This window comes from Acinetobacter sp. GW821-FHT01C12 (assembly GCF_059422625.1).
Map to the genome: position 1 here is coordinate 106,258 of NZ_JBWKXD010000003.1, position 16,437 is coordinate 122,694.

The window sequence follows — 16,437 nt, forward strand, 5'->3', positions numbered from 1 at the left end:
CCTGATTGTAACGAAAAAATGATTTTGAATGCAAAGTGTGATGTTTAAACCACACTTTGCATATTGGTATGCTGACTAAGCAATAATTTTTAAATACATTGTGCTTCGTTGGATCTAGTCATTTGCATTTTCAATCAGCATTGCATCGCCATAACTAAAGAAACGATATTTGCTTGCAACAGCATGTTGATATGCATTCATAATATTGTCACGGTTGGATAATGCAGATACCAACATTAACAAGGTAGATTCTGGTAAATGAAAGTTGGTGATCAAGCGATCAACCACACAGAATTGATACCCTGGATAAATAAAGATTTGTGTATCACCTGTCCACGCGGCAATTTCTCCACCAGACGCTTGTGCTGCACTTTCTAAGGCGCGTGTTGCTGTCGTTCCAACGGCAATCACTTTGTTGCCACGTGCTTTGGTTTCTTGAATCAATTTTGCGGTTGCTTCAGGCACATCACACCATTCACTGTGCATGATGTGATTTTCGATCTGATCTGTACGTACGGGTAAAAATGTTCCAGCACCCACATGCAAGGTTACAAAAGCTTTATTTACGCCTTTTTGCTCTAATTTTTCTAATAGGGCTTGGTCAAAGTGCAAACTTGCTGTCGGTGCTGCTACGCTTGCTAATTTGGTTGGATCGTTAAATACGGTTTGATAGCGTTCTGTGTCAATGGCTTCTGCTTCACGGTTAAAGTAAGGCGGAATAGGCAATTGTCCGTATAAATCTAAAACTTGCAAAATAGGCTGAGAAAATTCCACCACAAATAAGTTTTCATGACGCCCTGTTACCGTCACTTTAACTTCATCTTTGCCAATAAATAACTCAGCACCTGCTTTAGGCGAATTACTGGCTTTGATATGACAATGTGCAATGGTCTGATCAAAAATACGTTCAACCAAAACTTCAATAGCACCACCAGAGGCACGTTTACCTTTTAAACGTGCTTTCATCACTTTGGTATCATTGAGTACCAATAAATCACCTTCATTGAATAAATCAAAAACATCGGTGAAGTGAAGATCTTGGTATGAACCATCTGCATTGAGATGTAAAAGGCGAGAAGCGCTACGTGTTTCAAGTGGGTAGCGCGCAATGAGTTCGTCGGGAAGTTCGAAATTAAAATCGGAGAGTTGCATCATGAGGAAGAAAAACTGACATTTGGGATTTAAAAACTGCCGCTAGTATAGTCGTTTTTCAAATTAATGGCTGAAATTGATGTTTTATAATCCAAAAAAAACAAATATGCCTTAAAATTAAACAAATGTGAAAACTTGTCGTTGACAAGAAAATGAAACGCGCTATTATACGCACACAACCTCTCCCGAGGTGGTGAAATTGGTAGACGCGGTGGACTCAAAATCCACTGTCAGCGATGACGTGTCGGTTCGAGTCCGACCCTCGGGACCATTAGTTTAGGTTAAACAGATTGGATAAACCCCGAAGCCTTGATACACAAAGGCTTCGGGGTTTTTTCGTTTCTGGGTGTTGGGTTTTTTTAAGGTATTTTGAGGTATTCATTTACACATTTTATTTTTGTGGGTTTATTTATGGAAATTAGGGACTTGGTGTAGATATGAGTTTGTCTGTTTAGCAGCAAGCGAATGGCTCTTGGCGAGCGGATTTGGTAATTGGCGATGAAGATTGATCGTAAAGCATTGCCTAAAGTTTTCACTTGGCCTGACTCTTCAATAGATACATTATTTAGAAAGACGAGGAAGCAAGCAGGTTTATGTAGACTTAACTTTTCATGATTCGAGGCATGAAGCTGCAAGTTTGATGGCCAAGCGAATTAAAAATGTTTCAACGTTATGCAAGAATTTTGGTTGGAAAGATCCCAAGTTTACTTTGGTTTATTACAATTCAACAAATGAAGAGATTGTAGCTGAATTAAATCAATCTGAAGGGCTAAGAAATATATTTAACAAAGTTTAAAATTTGGTATTGAAAAATGAAATTGGAGCCATAAATAAGGATTATAAAATTAGAAATTAATTTTAAAATTTAAACACTTAATTGAAGGGTAATTTATGACTACCAAAATTTATGGAAATTTACAGCATTTTAAAGATCTGGTTAGTGAATGGAAAAGTGTTGTAACTGGAAAATTGGAATATTATTCAAATATCATTGATGATGCTTTCACACATTTTAATGATACCAACAATAGTGCTGATTATCTGAGTGATGAGAAAATTGATAATAGACATACCTTAGAAAGTTTAACTTCAGAGAAAAATGTCGCGAATATAAAAATAGCTGAGATAAAAGATTTAGTAGTAGAGATTTCGAATAATGCAGAGTTAAAATTTGAAAATCTGTATGCTGTTTCCTTCGATGAAAATGGTACTACTGATGTATTTGAGGATTTAATTGCGCATGAAATATGGATTGAAGCCCGAATGAATGAGTTTTTAGCTACAATGACGAAATATGAGCTTGATTATGTTGAAAACTATAATATTTTTAAAGGCAAAAACTCACTATCTTCCCTATTTCGTGGAATCAATAACTTGCACTACAATTACTATCTTAAAAGACTAATCATGTTGACAGCAGATGAATAAAACCAAGTTTTAGACATCTAATTGTAAAATTCCATTATAGATTAGATGGATTTATCTATAATTAATTTTAACTTATAAATTAGGGTCTGTTGACATTTGTAGCGTATATTTTGCTCTATAAAGGCAACCATATAAATATACAAGCTAAAGCTACCGCACTCTGATAATTTCTCTTTAGCTTGTCATATCTTGTTGCAATACCTCTAAACTGTTTTAATCGTGCAAAGGCATTTTCTACTAAGTGTCTAATTTTATATAAATGCCAATCCATATGATCATTATTGAGTTGGGTATTGGATTTTCGTGGAATATTTGCATGTGTCTTTTGTCTTTGTTCACGTAACGTTTCTGAATCATATCCCTTGTCTGCACATAATGTTTCAGTCGAATTTAAATCTAATTTTGAAACTAAATCAGGCGCGACTTTGACATCATGAGTTGTACCATCAGAAATAATAACTTCTATTGGGTTGCCATCAGCATCAACAGTCAAATGTATTTTTGAGCTATTACCACCAATACTTTTGGAAATATTTTGATTCTTAATCTCAGCAGAATGTTGATGGGCCCTGATATGACTTCCATCAATGAAAACCCATTCTTTATCCGCATGTTTACTAAATAATTTAAATATTTTCATAAATTTATTGTCCGCAGACCAACGACAATACTTTTTAAATATTGAGTTTGATTTGCCAAATTCTGTTGGTAAATCTCTCCAAGGACAACCTGTTCTGATATGGTAAAGGATAGCTTCAATAAAATTTCTCAAATTTTGTTTGAGATAAATCCTAAAATTACGGAAAATAGATTTTAGCTTAGACCAGTGTTGATCTTTCAGCATTGTTCGAGGCATAGCGAGTAGTAAATTTGGTTTTGCGATTAAATTTTACTATCTCGCTATTTTTTTATACAGTAAATGTCAACAGACCTTAATCTCAATGATTTTTATATTAAATCTTGTGAATTTTAATTGTTGTATTTGTTGAGGTATTTTTAATGTGGTTATTTTAACTGTCATTAGTCAATTATCAAATTTTATTTGGTCTAGAATTGATTATGGGATCACAATTTTAAACTGAAAAAATGGGAATATTTCTTTTCACATTTAGGTTGCTTAGCAATATTTTATTTAACAAACTGGCTTGTTTTGAAAGATGCTCTCTTCAAGTTGATCCTAAGGTTTAATTATTGTTGTATACCTTCGTAATACATATCCTTGAATCTTTTCTCCATTGTATTCAACCTCGACTTTAAGCCAAGATTTATGTAAGCATGGTTCATCAATGATGTATAAAATTTTACCTGCCTCAATTGTTTCTAATAGTGTAGATGATTGCTTAGGTAAATCTCTTAAATTTAGGTCAGTAAGAGAGATTCTCTTTCCATACAGAGTACTTAATTCATTTTTCTTTATTTCATTTTTAACAATAGATTTTACTTCTTTGGAAGAGAGATAATATGTAATTAAAGGTTTGGTTGCATATTCAAAGATAGTCATTTGAAGTTGATCATTAAAGGAATGAATAAGATAAATAATAATAATCATAGCAATTGTTGCTGCTAAGCTTTTTCCTTCAGATTTTTGGGCTGAAGTATCAAATTCTTCTAATTCATTAAAATAAGTTGTTACTTCAGTTTTAATTTCCTCACTTGTATTAAGCTCTTGTGCTGCTTGTATAGCATCCTCTACTAACTCAGCTCTAATATCAGCTGATAACAAATTAAGATGTCTTTGAATGTTTTGTCTCGTAATATGGTCGGTTAAATATGATTTTTGAAAATATAAGTCTGACTTAGCTATTTTCTGAGACAAAGAAAGAAGAGTTGAAAAATTATATCTAGTTACTAGATTTTGGTACAAGCTATATCTTGGACTTAGAAGTGATTGAGGAAAAAATAAACTTGATGTAGGGTTAATAAAATTAGGAGAGGATATTAAATTTTTCTTTTGTGAATCAATTATTTTTTGTAAATTTATAGGAAGTTCAAATGCTTTATTTATTTGTTCATGTTTATTAAATATTTCTCTCAAAGCATATGATGAATCATAAAATTTCTCTAATTTTTTTTGTGTATTTACCACCATTTCAATAGATTTAGGAAGTTGAAATTTTTTATTAAATGCCTCGGAAATTTTTAGAGCCCTTTCTAATCTTCCATTAAACGCATCATTAACTTTTAGAATTTTTTCTAAGTTCGTTAATGAATCATTTTTATCTTGAAGTGACATGAGATTTTCTTAAAAGTATGATTTAACTAATCATACTTTTAAGCATTGTTAAGTCAATCACTTTGTTTGGGTGATTAGAAAACTCTTATAATAGGGTTTTATTTTAAACGTTGTCTTCAACCTGATTCAAAATTTCCCGATTTGTTCTTGAATAATAAATAAAGTTGCTGATACTGATTTACCAGTTAAGCTTTCACAATTTTCAATACTTTCAATTAATAAAGCTAAATATTTATCTAGTAAGGGTAATTTAGTTCGAACGTCCATAATTTTTTACTCCTTCTCATATATGGCTGAAAAGCCATTTGCAATGCATCTTAGTTTCGACCAAACTTCAGCGATGATAACCCGAACATTTTTCCATATTGTTCGATCCAATCGTTTGACCGTTTTGAGTAGCTCATTGCGTTCTCTAAAACTAAAACTTGATTTTCCATGGTTTAGCATTCCTTCTAGGAGGGATAACTGTGTGGGCTTGCCGATGTATAATCATCTGACGACACTAATTTGTATCATAAGCATCATCAGGGTAGACAGAGTCATAGTAGAATACTCTAAAAAGACCTCTTTAACTTTTAAGTAAAACTTGATAAAAAGAAAGATTATTGATGGTTAAGAAAATTGTTAACAGTTATGGTTCGGAAATATAAACTTTACCCAATAAAAACAATCAAGGATTGGGAGGGGGAAGATTGGGATGTTTATGAGGAAAAACGGTTATCGAATGGACTAATGCTGTTTAGAGGTCGAATGAATGAGAGGGTATATGGGCACAATGCAACTATCCTTACTCCTGAACTTGCTGAATTTATTAAGCAGAATAAGTCGATAAAATTGCCAGTATTAGCTGAACAGCTTGGATTTTCTAAAGATGTATTAATCCGTTTTAAAAAGCGCCTTGATATACAAAAGAAAGTACCTAAACCAGATTATGATTGGGTAATTGCTCATCAAGATGAGATTTTGTATGAATCCCATGAAGTATTATTGGATAAATATCAATTACATTCGGGTCAAGTGAGTCGTTATACTCGTTATTTAATTGAAAAAATTGGAATTGTTCAAACTCGCAGTAGAAAAAAACACAGGGTTTTATTGGAAATTGAAGAAAAAATTTTAACTCATCAGGACATTATCTTGTCATGCAATAAAATTGATGACTTGGTTGAAGTGATGGATATCTGTATTCCAACAGCAACAAAAATTCATAAAAATATGTGTAAGGAACATGATCAACGAACAACGGCAGAAAAATTAAAGCACAAGCGATTTGAAAAAAAACAATGGCTATTAAAAAATCAACAAGCTCTATTAAGTAATGATTTACCTGTTGAAGAAATTGCTCAAAAATTTAAACTCACAAAAAATCAAATCATGTCAGCAAGAGCACGCTTGAAGCAGCTACTTAATATTTCTAAAAGACCATCAGTATTAAAATGGGTAAATGCGCATCAACATGATTTATTAAATTTAAATCACCTAGAACTGCAACAGAAGTATCAACTCTCTTTAAAACAGATAGACTATCGAAAAAATTTACTTAAACAGTTACAACAAAAAGAGACATAAATTGATATTCAAATTATAACGGTAGACAGGTCTGTATAGACAGATCATCAAAATTTTTAGTATAATGGGGTGAATTTAGAAAAACTTAACAATAATTTTATGTTAAATAATATTTACTCTGCCTTGGAGCAGCTTGGATTGGCTGCACAGAAACGTGCCTTACACGTACAGTTCAGCAATAGCTCGCTGAATGATCAAGTCTTCCTTCAACGTGTCGATGGTACACATGAACTCAATGTTGGTGTTCATTTACAACTGATCTGCCTGTCTACATCGGCAAATATACCTTTGAAAAACTTTATTGGTTCTCAAGTAGCCGTTGATATCGTCAACGATAAATCAGAACTCAATCGAATTTCTGGGATTGTGACAAAGGCTGATGCTGGCGCGAGCGATGGTTCTCTTACAATCTATCGCCTCACGGTAGAAGACCCAACCGCATTGTGGAAACATCGTAGAAACAGCCGTGTGTTTATGGCAAAGTCTGTCGTGCAAATTATGGATATTATCTTTCAGGAATGGAGAGAAAAAAGCCCATTGTTTGCTTCAAGCCTGACACTGGATAAAAGTGGCTTAAGCAAAGACTATGATGTAAGGCCATTCATTATGCAACATAATGAATTAGATGGAGAATTTATTAAAAGGATTCTAGCATCTGAAGGCGTGACGACTTTAATTGATGAGGCACAACGTACAGTTTCTAATTTTAATGAACAAATCCAACCACAAAAACTACGTTTAATCGATGACAATAATCAATTTAAATCACTTGATCGACGTAGCATTCGTTTCCACCGTAGCAGCGCTACAGAGCTTACAGACAGCATAACCGCCTTTACTGGGTTACGTTCAATTCAACCCACAGCTGTACATATCCAGAGATGGCAAGCTGATGCATTGGAAACAGAAGAAGGTGCAGGCTCTGTTTTAACTAAGCATCGACATTCAGACAATCAAGATTCAGCAAGTTTAGGATTAGAACAAGCATGGCATTTTAGCCCTGCATGGATACAAGACTTAAATGGTGAAGATGGTGCAACGCCATCGAGCAACAGTCAGATTGAAAAGTTTAACCAAAATCTAAGCAATTATTACGATTCACAAGCCAAACAGTTTACAGCTACCTCGACTGTACGTGATGCACATGTAGGTTATTTTTTTGAGCTAGATGAACATCCGACAATATCTCAACTAGAGTCTCATGATAAGCAGTTTCTGATCATATCTAAACGTTTTTATAACCAAAACAATTTACCTAAAGACTTGACCAATCAAGTTGAAACTTTACTGAAACAAAGCCATTGGCAAGCAGCGACCATCACAGCAAACAACAATGATGAACGTCAAGCCAATGAATTAGTCCTACAACGACGTAATATTACGATTGTCCCTCAATATAATCCCTTAACCCAAAGACCAACTGCTCACCCAATGCGCGCCAAAGTAGTTGGACCAAGTGGAGAAGAAATCCATGTGGATGAATGGGGGCGAATCAAAGTTCGTTTTCTGTTTACTCGAAATGAAGATCATCGTCATGATGGTGGAGCAGGCTCGAACGACAATGATACAGACTCAGCTTGGGTGGATGTACTGACTCCATGGGCCGGCGAAGGCTATGGGGCGAGATTTTTACCCCGTGTTGGAGAGATTGTCGTTATTGAGTTTTTTGATGGTGATATCGACAGACCATTTGTCGTGGGGCGTATTCATGAGGCGCACCGTCACCCAACCAAGTTTGATGACAAAGGCAAGCTACCAGAGACCAAAAAGTTATCAGGGATAAAAAGTAAAGAATATAAAGGCGGTGGGTACAATCAGCTCCGATTTGATGATAGTACTGGACAAATCAGTGCTCAGCTCCAAAGTAGTCATGGAGTCAGCCAACTGAATCTTGGAAAGCTTAGCCATCCTAAACATCAAGCGGAAAGTGATGATCGTGGAGAAGGTTTTGAACTCAGGACGGATGAGTGGGGTGCGATTCGAGCAGCCAAAGGACTCTTTGTAGGTACAGATGCACAAATGAATGCCGCTGATAAACAGCTTGATATAGAGGTTGCGATCCAACGGCTTGAACAAGCTTTGGAACAAGTCAAAATATTACAAAAAGGCGCTATACAAGCAAAGGCTGACCCAAAAGATGGTTATACACGTTATCCGAGTTTACAACAGCAACTGGATGACCAACTTAAGACTATGGCAAAACCGAACATTTTGATTAGTACACCTACGGGTATCGCTGTAACTACACCGAAAAGTCATACTTACCAAGCAGGTGAAAGCATAACAATAGTTGCGAATAAGCAAATTGATTTGAGTAGCATGGGGCAATTCACAGCCAATAGTCTGAGTGGTATGAGCCTATATGCTCAGCAAGGCGGAATGAAAGTTCTAGCCAACCAAGGTGAGGTGCAGATACAGGCGCAAAATGATGCATTACAAGTAGCTGCCTTGAAAGATATTTCCATTACAAGTAGTCAAGGTTCAGTCACCATAGCGGTTCAAAATGAAATAACACTTGGTAATAAGAGTGGTGGGTATATCAAAATCAAGACCGATGGCTCGATTGAGATCGGTAGTCCTGCACTGGTAGAAGTGAAGTCTCAAATGTTTAATACATTGGGTGCAGCAACATTAAAATTACCTCTACCCAGCTTCGAAAATGTGCTGAGTTACAATGAAAGTTTTAAATTACTTGATCCATCAGGCACTGTGATTCGTGGTTTAGCTTATAAAATTACAGGTATGGATACAGATGTTTTGGGAGAGACTGCCGATACTGGTCTTTCTGACAAAGTATTTTCTCTAACTGAACAACAAATTCAATTTGATCCAGTTTGGTATGAACTGGTAGATGAAGAAACATCCGAATAATGATTTGATTTTGACTTGAGAAAAAATATATGGGTAATACAAGTACAACCAATCAAAAACAGGATTCCTGTACAGCGGTTTCTCTGAGCTGCGACCATTTATGGTCGATGGCGCAACAATTTGCTTATGCTCGATTGTGTGACAAGAAAGGTAATAACATCGCTCTTACTGCTATGTATAGTTCGCGTGCAAGAAGAATTGCGGCGACCTATGCGCGCTTTTATTTAGAAACAGAGGTTGGCGGTAATCCTAAACTCAAAGGTCGTTACTACTGGATGGCATTGGGGGCTTTTGCCAGTAAAACAGTTGCCTGCTCATTAGAGGATTTAAGAGTTATAGGTATAAGTTCGATCAGTATGGTGCATACTGGGCTTGCTAAAGGAAACTTTTGGTTATTTATGGATGTGGCATGCTGGCATTGGTATTGGAGTAATTACCCACAGAGTTTTAATGTCTGTGCAACAAAACGGGATGCTGAACAATGTGTGCCACAGGTCAAGGCAGTGTTGGACAAACTGCCTTGGGCTACTGAGGCGTTAAAGGCAGTTCAACGATTTAAATATAACGATAATATAAAAGAAGGGATGGTTTTGGTACAAAAGTTTGAACAAACAGCAAATCAAAATAAACGTCCTGCAATTCAATTTGAACACCTTATGGCGATTGCTAATCATGAACAAGGCAATGTATTGCAACCATTGATTTATGATGATTCTGCTTTTTCTGGTTGGGTAGCCGCACAACGTTGGCGATATATAAAATGGATGACACCAACTTTAAAAATTGTATTTTCACATACATGTGACACCAATCAATCTCGGTTGGAGTCGATCGCTCCAGATGACACTATACTGGAAAACTTTGCGAGTCGAATGGATTGGATTGGTGATGTTGCTAAGCAGTTTCACAGTTTAATGCAGGGTACTAAACAAGACAGTGATAAAGTCTATATGGAACAAGAGTTAAGAACCATTGCAGCTTGGGTCGACTATAAAGATAAACTCGATAAACTGTGAGTGAGTAAATAAGAGGGCGTAATGAAAACCATACGAAATATGATTAAGCTATGTTTATTGTTATGTAGCCTAGCGAACACTGCATGTAGCCAACAGCTCTCATCAGATGATAAAGGAAATACAAAAAGCATGAATGATTTAACCTTATACTTTAACAAAGAAACTGGGGCGCAGTTTGTTGCACGAACACAATCCAATTCAGAGAATCCTTTACCAACATCTAGTACTACATTTTATAAACTACGTTGGCATAAGAACCCTATAGATATTCAAATTGAACATGGTGCAAATAGTATTACCTTACATCATGTGATTGGGGCGCTAACTGGAGTTGCTAATCCCAGTGAGTTAATTTCAGAATATGATATTTCGGCTGGTTTAAGCAATGATGATACCATGAGTCATGACCAAGCACGTTTAGCCATGTTGGCACTTTTTAAAGACTTAAAACAAGCAGGTTGGCAACGTTATATTAATTTATCTGATCCAAGATTGAACGGTAAAGATGCATGGGATTATGCAAGTAAGGAATTTTATGAGCTTGATCCAGATTATGTTTATACACTGGATGAATGGATGCGATTAAAAGATGGTTCACGTTGGATGTTACAAGCCAATGGGGTTTATTTAACCATCCAAATGTACCGAGAACAAAGAAAAATGGATCCACAACAACCAGGGGCATATTACGTAAGTTATAAATTTGTATCTGAGAAAGAATACTACGCACCATATTTTAAGGATGATGATTTAAAAAAATCGGCAATCAATGCAACACGTTGGGTATCGTTATATCCTGGTGTCAAAAAACAAATGAATCAAATACGAGCAAAAACCGAGGCTGAGCTTAAGGCGCAAGGAATCACGATTGATGAAAGTTATCAAGACCCAGCATTGGTGAGTAAAAACTAAGGTATTCACTATGATCTGGGGCTTTGTGAAAGGAAAGGGCGGAATGCAAGTGCTAAGGTATTGGCTTCGACAATGTTTATTATTATTGGGTGTGCTTGTCTTGATCGCGTGTAGTAATCAGTACGCACCCTCCAATAACGGAAATAGTAACCATATGAATCCTTTAACTTTGTACTTTAACAAAGAAACAGGGGTACAGTTTGTTACGCGAACACAACCCAATTCAGAGAATCCTTTACCAACTTCTACGACTACTTTTTATAATCTAGATTGGGACAAACATCCTATTGATGTAGTGATTGAACATGAACCAAACAGTATTACCTTACATCATGTGATTGGAGTACAAACATCAGTTGCAAATAGTAATGATTTAATTACAGGTTATAGTGTTTATGCTGGTTTAAGCAATGACGATACGATGAGTCATGACCAAGCACGTTTAGCCATGTTGGCAATTTTTAAAGATTTAAAACAAGCAGGTTGGCAACGTTATATCAGTTTATCTGATCCAAGATTGAACGATAAAGATGCATTGGCTTATGCAAGTAAGGAATTTTATGAGCTTGATCCAAATTATGAATATAGCTTGGATGAATGGATGCAATTAAAAGATGGTTCACGTTGGATGTTGCAAGCCAATGGGATTTATTTGTCGATTACAGTTCGGCGTGATCAAACTAAGATGGATCAGCAACAACCAGGGGCGTATTACGTAAGTTATAAATTCCAATCAGAAAAAGAATATTATGCACCATACTTTAAGGATGATGATTTAAAGAAATCGGCAATCAATGCGGCGCGTTGGGTATCGTTATATCCTGGTATCAAAAAACAGATGAATCAAATACGAGCAAAAACCGAGGCTGAACTTAAGGTGCAAGGAATCACGATTGATGAAAGTTATCAAGACCCTGCATTGGTGAGTAAAAACTAAGGCGCATTATGTCAAAAAGTGTACGATGGATTATTTTTACAATTATTGTCTTGGTCATTTGTGATTGGGTGATCATCAGTTACTGGCGAGACAATAATGAAATCGAGGTATCCTCAACGATACTCATCAATATGCTTATTGGTTTACCTTTGGCTATTGTATTTTGTGTTTTTGCGATTACTCGGTTGTTTGCATTTGCTAAACGAAAACCAGACGCCCCCGTTGTTTCAGAAATTACTGAAGAATCTCCTCCCAGCACTGAAGATGAAATAAAAATAAAGTATATCGGGCAAAAAATATCTGTTTTGGCAACAGCAGTCAGCACACCTTTTGGCGAAAATTTGACACAAATTATGATGCAACTCGATGATAAAAAATTGCCAGAGCCTGATCCATTGTTAAAATTTCAGATAAGTTATCCTTATTTGAGTCGACGTATTGAATCTCTCTCATCATTGAATGATCAAGAAAACTCAGCATTACACGCTCGACCACTATTTACAGATCGCGCGAAACGCGTAGAGCAGATGACCACGCATTTGTTTAAACAATTGGCTTTGGTTATACAAAGTATTCAGATTAAAAATTTGAATTTTAATCAAGAGGAACGTGATAAGGCGAAGAATCAGCAAGCCATACTGCATCCAGAATGGGTCTCACAAACTAAAAAGACAGTGTCAGAAGAACTTCCTACTGTATATCGTCCTCACCCTAGCTTAAAAATAGTTTATATATTACCAAATCATATCTCAGAAGTTGAAAGGGATACGTTATTTGATCTTTTAAAACAACATTTAAATTTGATGGGTATCAATGAACAACATGATGTTGATTATTTTATGACTCATGTCGAAAGCAGTGAAGGAACTCAGCTCATTATCCATAATGCTGTAATGGAGCATTTGGATATTGATCATGTAAGTAGCCCACAACTCCTTTTAATCATGGGGGCAGACTCATGGATCGATCAACTTCATCTTGATGTTAAATTCAATCAAGAACAAAAAGCGGTACAACCCTCAGAGGGTGGTTTTGCAGTGCTGTTCTCGGATCAGCAAGGCACCACGGATATAGAACCGATTGCTAATATTACGATACCGTTGTTGTATAAACCGCATCAAAGTGCTGAGACTTTAAATCTCATTCAAGCGATTGAGCAACTTCAGCAAGCATATAATTTTCAAAAAAATGATAAAGTTTTGGGTGATGATGAAATCGTATTTACGGATCATGCTGTAACACATACCAAATCTTTGGCTGACTTGATGTCCGTATCTGATCATTTTCAGATTGAAGATGATCAATTTGTCTCTATCAGCCCAATCCTCAACGATACTGCTGCAATGGTTTCTGGTCTATCATTAAGTCTTGCAATAGAGAATTCAGCTGAAAACAAAAAAAACACTTTGCTGATCCATAATGCAGAAAGTCAATTTGGATACTGTTGGATGGTTACATCTCCAAAACACTGTATTGATGGGTCTACCAGTCAAGGAGAGTCAACTTAAATGTCACAACCGATTATTTTAGAAGGTGATTTGACCACGACAGGGGGACGTATGATTCCTTCTCAAACGGCACGTAAATCAAATGGTAAAAATATCATTGTATTGGGAGATAAGTTTTTTTGCCCAGCGTGTAAAGCTATGGGGGCTGTTATACAAGCAAGTGATCTTCAATTTTGTAACAGTGTCGGCGTTGCTTATCATGGGTGCAAAGTGAAATGTGGTTGCCCTGGTAACCATATTGTGATGGCAACCCAATCAGTTGATCTTGTTGATAAAGGTTCAAGTGGGAAATCAACCAAATCAAATACCAATCATGTAATTGCGCAAAGTCTTGTTTCCGACAAGACCTATGAACATCAATTTGTATTGGTCGATGAGTTTACCCAGATTCCGCTTGCAGATCGATTTTATAAAATAATCATGGATGGTGTAACAGTTACTGGAAAAACGGATAGCCAAGGGCAAACACAGTTAATGACAGCTTCTGAAATGTTAGAAGTGTTGATCGAGGTCTATCCTGAAAATTATGAGGAGCCATCCAAATGATTCCTGTAATCGTCGGTACTGGTAGTAGTACACTCGTATTAAAGTCTGATTCGGCGACTAAAACAGTAATTCCTGTAAATAAGCCACGCGGAACAGTGTTTTGGGGCGGTGCAGGTTTAGATGGACCATATTTAAAGCCAATGGTTCAAGCATTTATAGATGCAGGAATCCACTATATATGGGAGGGATTAAGTAATACTGCAACAAAAATAATACCTGGTACTATCGGTACACTCATAGACGCTGCACGTACAGGGATGATGATTAAAAATGATGATGGCACTGACAACTGGCGCGTTTATCCACCTGCTTCAACTCAAGCGGCAAAGCAGTTTAATCTAATTGGCTATTCTTATGGTTCAATGCTTGCCGCACAAACTGCCAAGTCTTATGCAAACCTTGGCTATGTGGTTGACCATGTGGTGTTAATCGGTTCTCCTATAGATGCTGACTTTTTAGCCATGTTAAGAAAACACAAAAATATCAAGAAACTGATCATTATTGATTTAACCCAATATGGTGATCCGATTTATGCAGGGATGAGTTTTTCTGAACTTGTTGAGAATTCAATTAAACTAGGAATTCAAATGAATAGAGATAAAGCGGAAGGGCATTTTTATTATGGACATGTGATCCCTGATTCTCCACGACGCTGGGCAGAACTTGCTAAAAGGATTAAAAATGAAGGTTTGGAGTAGTCAATATCTGAAGAAGAATTTTTTTCTCATCCTTTATCTTGGTTCATGGTTTTTACTGGCACTCATATGGTTGATTTATTTAATCACAGTGCTCAATTCAACCATTACATTTGCTGATGCAACAGTCGGTAGGGCAGTTGTATGGATAGCTGTTGTATTTATATTAAGTTTTATTCCTGTATTGCATATTCTGCTATTTTTATATTGGTATTTAAAAAAATGGCGAACTCAAAATAATTTAATTTATGTTTTAATTTGTCTGTTGATCGTAATTATTTCATTTGGGTGGTCATCAAATTATATTAGTCGGAGTGTTGAAAAAGATAAAAAATCAAAGGAATCGATTGCATTATCTTATACTAACATAACTGACTTGCTTAACTCTTGTTAAATATAAAGCTGAAATGCATTTTACGGTTTATATAGCCGTTTTAAGTTAAGTGTTTAATATGAAAATATTGAATAGCCAGATATTTTTAGTTTTATATTATATTGCTTTTGGCATCATGGGATTTAGTCGGTTTTTTTTACTTAATATATACATACTATTCTGAAGTTACTTTAAATTCCGTATATCTTGGCCCACTCATAATGTTCTCTCCTATGCAAAAAGAATAGACGATATTTGTCTAGGAAAGTGGTGACAGTCCATTATCTAACTAAAAGGTGTCTTCAAAATCAGTGGCTATTCACATTAAGGCAAATACCGAGTTTGTGAAGGTGTTGAAAGGTATGCCTAGCACTGGGGATGAAAGTAAGGCTGATAAGGATAAGTAAAATTTTAATGGATATTTATGAGTATCTTAGATACTATTTGGGAGTCAATATTTGATAAAAAAAACAGGAATAAATTATGAAACAACACCAAAGAGCCGCGCTTGCATTAGCTGTATTAAAACTTGAAAAAAATAATTCTATTAATAGTGTATATGACTACAGCCAATCTACTCACCCCAATATTTCGGGTCATGCAAATGATAGAGAAGTTAAATTGTATGACTATGATCGAGGTGCTTTCTTTGATGGCAACTTTAATGGTGTTGAATTCAGCTTATATGATTATGGGCATAGTGAATTTATATCACTAAAGAAAAAAATGGATGGTAAATATGAAGGTTACCATTATGGAAGTAGTAGTTTCTATGAAATAACTGTGCGTGGCAACAATGTTAGTTTTTATGATTATGGAACAGGGGAATATTACGATTTCTCATAATTTAAAATTATAAATTAATAATGTTGAGTGCAAGTAAGTGCTTTATTTATCAAATTTTATTATCGGTGTTTGGGTGTTTTTTATATGGTCAATTATATTTTATATAATTAAACCAAAGTACTTTTTTATTACTATCAATCATAGTGTTATTTCAAGATTCAATCTTATTGTTTACTGGTTGCTTATATCAGTAGTTGCATTGATTGGGCTGTGTTTACTGATTATAGCGAGTGGTTTTAAAGAGGGGGTGGACCAGCCTATAGGTTTTTTTTGTTGGCTTCGTTGCTGGTATTCCACTCTTATACTTTTTAAATAAAAACAAGTTTAATGTTCAAAAGGTAATTAAAGCTA

Annotated in this window: 15 protein-coding genes, 1 tRNA gene and 2 pseudogenes; 13 read left to right on the top strand and 5 right to left on the bottom strand. The window is 35.6% G+C overall.

The genetic code is table 11. From position 1 onward, the window contains the following. Positions 1-114: 114 nt before the first annotated feature. Positions 115-1,152, bottom strand: a complete 1,038-nt coding sequence (gene queA / locus AC07WY_RS09755; protein ID WP_494736417.1) for a tRNA preQ1(34) S-adenosylmethionine ribosyltransferase-isomerase QueA — start codon at positions 1,150-1,152, stop codon at positions 115-117. 184 nt (positions 1,153-1,336) lie between these two features. On the opposite strand from queA, the gene AC07WY_RS09760 reads away from it, so the two are divergent. The 3 genes and pseudogenes from AC07WY_RS09760 to AC07WY_RS09770 all read left to right on the top strand — a co-directional run bounded on the left by AC07WY_RS09760 (position 1,337) and on the right by AC07WY_RS09770 (position 2,580). Continuing rightward, positions 1,337-1,423 (top strand) — tRNA-Leu (locus AC07WY_RS09760). Positions 1,424-1,644: 221 nt separating this feature from the next. Next, positions 1,645-1,948, top strand: a pseudogene (locus AC07WY_RS09765) (tyrosine-type recombinase/integrase); the annotation flags it as partial. Between the two features lie 95 nt (positions 1,949-2,043). Next, positions 2,044-2,580: a hypothetical protein gene (locus AC07WY_RS09770; RefSeq protein ID WP_494736278.1), complete on the top strand. Its 537-nt coding sequence runs from the start codon at positions 2,044-2,046 to the stop codon at positions 2,578-2,580. Positions 2,581-2,695: 115 nt separating this feature from the next. Here AC07WY_RS09770 and AC07WY_RS09775 read toward each other — a convergent pair whose 3' ends face one another. The 4 genes and pseudogenes from AC07WY_RS09775 to AC07WY_RS09790 all read right to left on the bottom strand — a co-directional run. Further along, entirely contained in the window at positions 2,696-3,436 is a 741-nt protein-coding gene (locus AC07WY_RS09775) for an IS5 family transposase (RefSeq protein ID WP_494736279.1), read from the bottom strand. A gap of 321 nt (positions 3,437-3,757) precedes the next feature. Continuing rightward, the gene (locus AC07WY_RS09780) at positions 3,758-4,813 is read right to left on the bottom strand and encodes an SH3 domain-containing protein (protein ID WP_494736280.1); all 1,056 of its coding nucleotides are present in this window, start codon (positions 4,811-4,813) and stop codon (positions 3,758-3,760) included. A 126-nt stretch (positions 4,814-4,939) separates the two neighbouring features. Further along, on the bottom strand, positions 4,940-5,080 hold the full coding sequence (locus AC07WY_RS09785) for a hypothetical protein (protein ID WP_494736281.1): 141 nt from the start codon (positions 5,078-5,080) through the stop codon (positions 4,940-4,942). 67 nt (positions 5,081-5,147) lie between these two features. Continuing rightward, positions 5,148-5,354 (bottom strand): annotated as a pseudogene (locus tag AC07WY_RS09790) (IS5/IS1182 family transposase); the annotation flags it as partial. An 80-nt stretch (positions 5,355-5,434) separates the two neighbouring features. Between AC07WY_RS09790 and AC07WY_RS09795 the strand changes: the two are divergent. From AC07WY_RS09795 to AC07WY_RS09840, 10 genes are all read left to right on the top strand, one after another. Continuing rightward, positions 5,435-6,382 carry a hypothetical protein gene (locus AC07WY_RS09795; protein ID WP_494736282.1) on the top strand — a complete coding sequence of 316 codons (948 nt, stop codon included), beginning with the start codon at positions 5,435-5,437 and terminating at the stop codon, positions 6,380-6,382. A gap of 99 nt (positions 6,383-6,481) precedes the next feature. Beyond that, a complete protein-coding gene (locus AC07WY_RS09800) occupies positions 6,482-9,253 on the top strand; it encodes a type VI secretion system Vgr family protein (protein ID WP_494736283.1) in 2,772 nt (923 codons plus the stop codon). Between the two features lie 29 nt (positions 9,254-9,282). After that, a complete protein-coding gene (locus tag AC07WY_RS09805; protein WP_494736284.1) occupies positions 9,283-10,269 on the top strand; it encodes a DUF2515 family protein in 987 nt (328 codons plus the stop codon). 21 nt (positions 10,270-10,290) lie between these two features. Continuing rightward, positions 10,291-11,181, top strand: coding sequence for a hypothetical protein (locus tag AC07WY_RS09810; RefSeq protein WP_494736285.1), 891 nt, complete (start codon positions 10,291-10,293; stop codon positions 11,179-11,181). Positions 11,182-11,224: 43 nt separating this feature from the next. Next, positions 11,225-12,118 carry a hypothetical protein gene (locus tag AC07WY_RS09815; protein WP_494736286.1) on the top strand — a complete coding sequence of 298 codons (894 nt, stop codon included), beginning with the start codon at positions 11,225-11,227 and terminating at the stop codon, positions 12,116-12,118. Between the two features lie 8 nt (positions 12,119-12,126). Continuing rightward, complete coding sequence (locus tag AC07WY_RS09820) at positions 12,127-13,626, top strand: hypothetical protein (protein WP_494736287.1); 1,500 nt, start codon at positions 12,127-12,129, stop codon at positions 13,624-13,626. After that, entirely contained in the window at positions 13,627-14,172 is a 546-nt protein-coding gene (locus tag AC07WY_RS09825; protein WP_419279890.1) for a PAAR domain-containing protein, read from the top strand. It abuts the gene before it with no gap. Beyond that, complete coding sequence (locus AC07WY_RS09830) at positions 14,169-14,870, top strand: alpha/beta hydrolase (RefSeq protein WP_494736288.1); 702 nt, start codon at positions 14,169-14,171, stop codon at positions 14,868-14,870. The genes AC07WY_RS09825 and AC07WY_RS09830 overlap by 4 nt, the downstream gene beginning before the upstream one ends. After that, complete coding sequence (locus AC07WY_RS09835; RefSeq protein ID WP_494736289.1) at positions 14,854-15,261, top strand: hypothetical protein; 408 nt, start codon at positions 14,854-14,856, stop codon at positions 15,259-15,261. Before AC07WY_RS09830 ends, AC07WY_RS09835 begins: the two co-directional genes overlap by 17 nt. 462 nt (positions 15,262-15,723) lie before the next feature. Continuing rightward, positions 15,724-16,086 carry a hypothetical protein gene (locus AC07WY_RS09840; RefSeq protein ID WP_419279882.1) on the top strand — a complete coding sequence of 121 codons (363 nt, stop codon included), beginning with the start codon at positions 15,724-15,726 and terminating at the stop codon, positions 16,084-16,086. The last annotated feature ends 351 nt before the right edge of the window (positions 16,087-16,437 follow it).

Bases quoted from the DNA above. Each gene is read 5' to 3' on its own strand.
- AC07WY_RS09785 (WP_494736281.1), bottom strand. From the start codon at position 5,080: ATGGACGTTCGAACTAAATTACCCTTACTAGATAAATATTTAGCTTTA.
- AC07WY_RS09820 (WP_494736287.1), top strand. From the start codon at position 12,127: ATGTCAAAAAGTGTACGATGGATTATTTTTACAATTATTGTCTTGGTC.
- AC07WY_RS09840 (WP_419279882.1), top strand. From the start codon at position 15,724: ATGAAACAACACCAAAGAGCCGCGCTTGCATTAGCTGTATTAAAACTT.
- AC07WY_RS09800 (WP_494736283.1), top strand. From the start codon at position 6,482: ATGTTAAATAATATTTACTCTGCCTTGGAGCAGCTTGGATTGGCTGCA.
- AC07WY_RS09775 (WP_494736279.1), bottom strand. From the start codon at position 3,436: ATGCCTCGAACAATGCTGAAAGATCAACACTGGTCTAAGCTAAAATCT.
- queA (WP_494736417.1), bottom strand. From the start codon at position 1,152: ATGCAACTCTCCGATTTTAATTTCGAACTTCCCGACGAACTCATTGCG.
- AC07WY_RS09835 (WP_494736289.1), top strand. From the start codon at position 14,854: ATGAAGGTTTGGAGTAGTCAATATCTGAAGAAGAATTTTTTTCTCATC.
- AC07WY_RS09815 (WP_494736286.1), top strand. From the start codon at position 11,225: ATGCAAGTGCTAAGGTATTGGCTTCGACAATGTTTATTATTATTGGGT.
- AC07WY_RS09780 (WP_494736280.1), bottom strand. From the start codon at position 4,813: ATGTCACTTCAAGATAAAAATGATTCATTAACGAACTTAGAAAAAATT.
- AC07WY_RS09810 (WP_494736285.1), top strand. From the start codon at position 10,291: ATGAAAACCATACGAAATATGATTAAGCTATGTTTATTGTTATGTAGC.
- AC07WY_RS09825 (WP_419279890.1), top strand. From the start codon at position 13,627: ATGTCACAACCGATTATTTTAGAAGGTGATTTGACCACGACAGGGGGA.
- AC07WY_RS09805 (WP_494736284.1), top strand. From the start codon at position 9,283: ATGGGTAATACAAGTACAACCAATCAAAAACAGGATTCCTGTACAGCG.
- AC07WY_RS09830 (WP_494736288.1), top strand. From the start codon at position 14,169: ATGATTCCTGTAATCGTCGGTACTGGTAGTAGTACACTCGTATTAAAG.
- AC07WY_RS09770 (WP_494736278.1), top strand. From the start codon at position 2,044: ATGACTACCAAAATTTATGGAAATTTACAGCATTTTAAAGATCTGGTT.